Source organism: Moorena sp. SIO3H5 (genome assembly GCF_010692395.1).
Classification (GTDB): Bacteria; Cyanobacteriota; Cyanobacteriia; order Cyanobacteriales; family Coleofasciculaceae; genus Moorena.
The window spans coordinates 1-3,651 of sequence record NZ_JAAHHS010000584.1 but is presented as its reverse complement, the minus strand read 5'-3'; the positions used below and the strand labels follow the sequence as shown (position 1 = coordinate 3,651).

Genomic DNA, 3,651 nt, shown 5'->3' with positions numbered 1-3,651 from the left:
TTTATCTATAGCGCTATACATAAGGCCTGGCAGGCATAGAAAAAGCGACACCCAAGCGGTAATAGCTTGGGTGTCGCTTTTGTTTCAAAGCTAGAGATTCTCCCGATTTCCCGATTCCCGATTCCCGATTCCCGATTCCCGATTCCCGATTCCCGATTCTCCCCATCTCCCCATCTCCCCATCTCCCCATCTCCCGACTCCCGATTCCCGATTCCCGACTCCCGTATAAAGCACCTATTAATTGTTACCTAATCTAAATCTATTCAATATAATAATAGATTAAATTATTTATTGCTTAACGTGTAAGAAAGAAATAAAAAAGAAAAAAGTAATTAAAAATTTTCCATTAAATTATCAAAAAACGTTAAAAAAGCCTTGACGTCTCTTCCTCAGATATTTGACGATTCTTACAGAGCACAGATTACACTCAGCTGATTTGATGTACATGAAAGATTTGATCCAGATCAACGATCTAGAAACCAGACTAAGCCAAGAAACCGACCTCCTAAGAAAGCTGTCATACGAGGAGGAAAAAAAGGTAAAAGGCGGACTTTTTATTATCCCATGGCCAAAATTACTAGTAAAACGTCAGATTAAGAGTACGTGGCGTCAAGTGCGTCGTGATTTTTGGCGTGATCTTTTCTTCTAGCAAAGCAACACATCGACCAAAGCGTCAAAAGTCTTTTTTATCGGTGGTGGGCGGTCGATTAGCAGCAATAAACTGACCGGAAACCCTGGCTACTTCCGGGTCTTCCGTTACCACGCCACCGACCTCTTCCTTTTATGAGACTTTTTTGACAAATTTGATTCCGTAAGAGAAACCCCAGCGGTAGAGCTTGCTACAAAGGGTGGCACCTAGTTGGGGTTTTCTGTTGAAAGAAGGGAATCGGGATTCATCGGAAACTGACAGAATCGGGAAGGGAAAATATTGATAACGGGCAAGATGCCCATTCTACAAATATTGATAACGGGCAAGATGCCCATTCTACAATTCTCCCCATCTCCCTATCTTCCGATTCCCGATTCCCCTATTGTTACCTAATCTGACTCTGGTGTACCCCTTACTGAGCTAATTTTGAAGGCTGATTGAATCGCTGTAAACCTTACATTTTATGGCTTTAATGTAACTAATATGTGCCATAAAGTGGCACCATTATAATAACTTAAAAAATTGCTGAAATTACACCAGCTTTTGCTTAACTAAAGAAAAATGTGAAAAAAGCCTTGACTTCTCTTCCTCTGCGATTTTACTCTCGTTAAAGAGCACAGATTACACTAAGCTGATTTGGAGTACACATGAAAGAAAAGATCAAGATCTACGATCTAGAAACCAGACCAAGCCAAGAAACCGACCTCCTCAATACGTTGTCACTAGACGACCAAATAATGGTCCTTGGAGGGTGGGGTAGTGGAGGATTTATATATAATGGTGGTGGCCATTGCAATTTTTGCAATAAAGATAACTCAGATAGCTAACATAGCAAAACATCGACCAAAGCGTCAAAAGTCTTTTTCCGTGGGCGTCGGCGGTCGATTGGCACGGCTTAATTGACCGGAAACCCTGGCTACTTCACCGGTCTCGGTTACCACGCCACCGACCTCTTTCCCTTGTAAGACTTTTTTGACAAATATGATTCCTTCTGAGAAACCCCAGCAAGGAGTTTGCTACAAAGCGTGGCACCTAGTTGGGGTTTTGTGTTTAAAGAGGGGAATCGGGAATCGGGAATCGGGAATCGGGAATCGGGATTGATCGGAGACTGACAGAATCGGGAAGTGTAGAGGAAGCGAGAAAATATTGATAACGGGCAAGATGCCCATTCTACTTGGACTATTAAAATTATCCCCCATTTATACAACAACAAAAATATACATATTTTTATATTTTTTCATTAAAATATAATGCTTTAATTTTAAAAAGCATGCTATATATTGGCACATATTGAACTAAAAAAAATTGCTGAAATTAAACCGGATTCAAAAAAAATGCTTAACAAACTAAAAATGTAAAAAAAGCCTTGACTTCTTTTCCTCTCCAATTTCAACTAAACCTTCTTAAAATTATACCGGTTTAAAACTAAAAAAAATCTTAAATTGGAAATAAAAATATTAAAAAAGCCTTGACTTCTCTTTCTCTGCGATTTTACTCTTTTCATAGAGCACAGATTACACTAAGCTGATGAGGGATTGTACATGAAAGAAAAGATAAAGATCCTAGATATTATAGAAACCAGACCAAGCCTAGAAACCGACCTCCAACTGTTGTCTTCTCAGGTGGAAAAAAAGGTAAAAGGCGGGTATAGACCTGGTTTTTGGTGGTACGATTGGAAAGCTAAAAATACATTTTGGGGATGCCGTCTGTGCGGGCCCGACAATTACCCCTCCTAGCAAACGCAAAACATCGACCTTATGTCAAAAGTCTTTTTCCGTGGGCGTCGGCGGTCGATTGGCAGCCAATTTATTGACCGGAAACCCTGGCCACTTCCGGGTCTTCCGTTACCTGGCACGCCAGCACCGACCTCTTTCCCTTGTAAGACTTTTTTGACAAATTTGATTCCTTCTGAGAAACCCCAGCGGTAGAGCTTGCTACAAAGGGTGGCACCTAGTTGGGGTTTTCTTTTTAAAGAGGGGAGTGGGGAATCGGGAATCGGGAATCGGGACGTGTAGAGGAAGCGAGAAAATATTGATAACGGGCAAGATGCCCATTCCACGCCTGATGCCCATTCTACTTGAGAAAGAATAATATAATTCTCCCCATCTCCCCACCTCCCTACTCCCTACTCCCTACTCCCTACTCCCTACTCCCTACTCCCTACTCCCTACTCCCTACTCCCTACTCCTCAAAACCGTGTTCTAGGACGCCCCAAAGTCGTAATATAAACAACCGCTTCATCAACAGGAATACCCAAAACTTCATTGACCTGGTCATCAAAGAAGCCACCAATACCACTTACTCCTAAACCCAAGTAAATAGCTGCTAGATTGAGCCGCTGTCCTAGATGACCAGCATCCATGTGTAGGTAACGGTAAGCGCGATCGCCTAATCGAGCCACTGCTTTTTGTAAGTCTGCGGTGTGGAACACCACTGCTCTGGCATCTCGACCCAAATCTTGCCCTAAACAGAGAAAATGCAATTCCTGCCGGAAGTTTTTAAAGCGAATTTGCCGCAATTCTTGAGCGTTAGGGGCGTAATAATAGCAGCCTTCTTCTAGATCATTTACCCCAGATACTGCTATAAATGTTTCGATTAAACTTAAATCAAAATAATCTGGTGTTCCATCTAACCCTTGCTCAATGTAATGCTGAGGTTGGTAGGTAAAATCCAGAAGCGCTTTTAGCTCATCCAAGGTCAGATTAGCTGCACTATAAGCTCGGGTAGAGCGTCGTTTTAGAATAGTATCTAAACATGCTTTCGGAGCATTACCTTCTATGGTTAACTCCCCCCAATCTATGGGATTTGTAGCCATTGAAACTTTATCACAAAACGGAAAATTGTACTTGTCTTCTAACTGCTGGTCAATTTCTGTACTCTTTAAATTATTATCCTTAGCTTTCCAATCACCACCGTCTTTAATTTCCGTAGCGCGGTGCAAATAACCCAATAATTCGCCATCTGGAATGTCTGGGTACTTAACCTCAGTAGGAGATGCTAAC

General features: G+C 41.8%; 4 protein-coding genes. 1 reads left to right on the top strand and 3 read right to left on the bottom strand.

Going from position 1 to position 3,651, the window contains the following annotated elements:
* Window positions 1-66: 66 nt before the first annotated feature.
* On the top strand, window positions 67-252 hold the full coding sequence (locus F6K52_RS33935; protein WP_293089218.1) for a hypothetical protein: 186 nt from the start codon (window positions 67-69) through the stop codon (window positions 250-252).
* A gap of 1,331 nt (window positions 253-1,583) precedes the next feature.
* On the opposite strand, the gene F6K52_RS33930 is transcribed toward F6K52_RS33935, so the two are convergent.
* From F6K52_RS33930 to F6K52_RS33920, 3 genes are all read right to left on the bottom strand, one after another.
* Window positions 1,584-1,859 carry a hypothetical protein gene (locus F6K52_RS33930; RefSeq protein ID WP_293089216.1) on the bottom strand — a complete coding sequence of 92 codons (276 nt, stop codon included), beginning with the start codon at window positions 1,857-1,859 and terminating at the stop codon, window positions 1,584-1,586.
* 522 nt (window positions 1,860-2,381) lie between these two features.
* The gene (locus F6K52_RS33925; protein ID WP_293089214.1) at window positions 2,382-2,708 is read right to left on the bottom strand and encodes a hypothetical protein; all 327 of its coding nucleotides are present in this window, start codon (window positions 2,706-2,708) and stop codon (window positions 2,382-2,384) included.
* Between the two features lie 129 nt (window positions 2,709-2,837).
* On the bottom strand, window positions 2,838-3,651 hold an 814-nt coding region (locus F6K52_RS33920), incomplete at its 5' end, for a SagB/ThcOx family dehydrogenase (protein ID WP_293089212.1).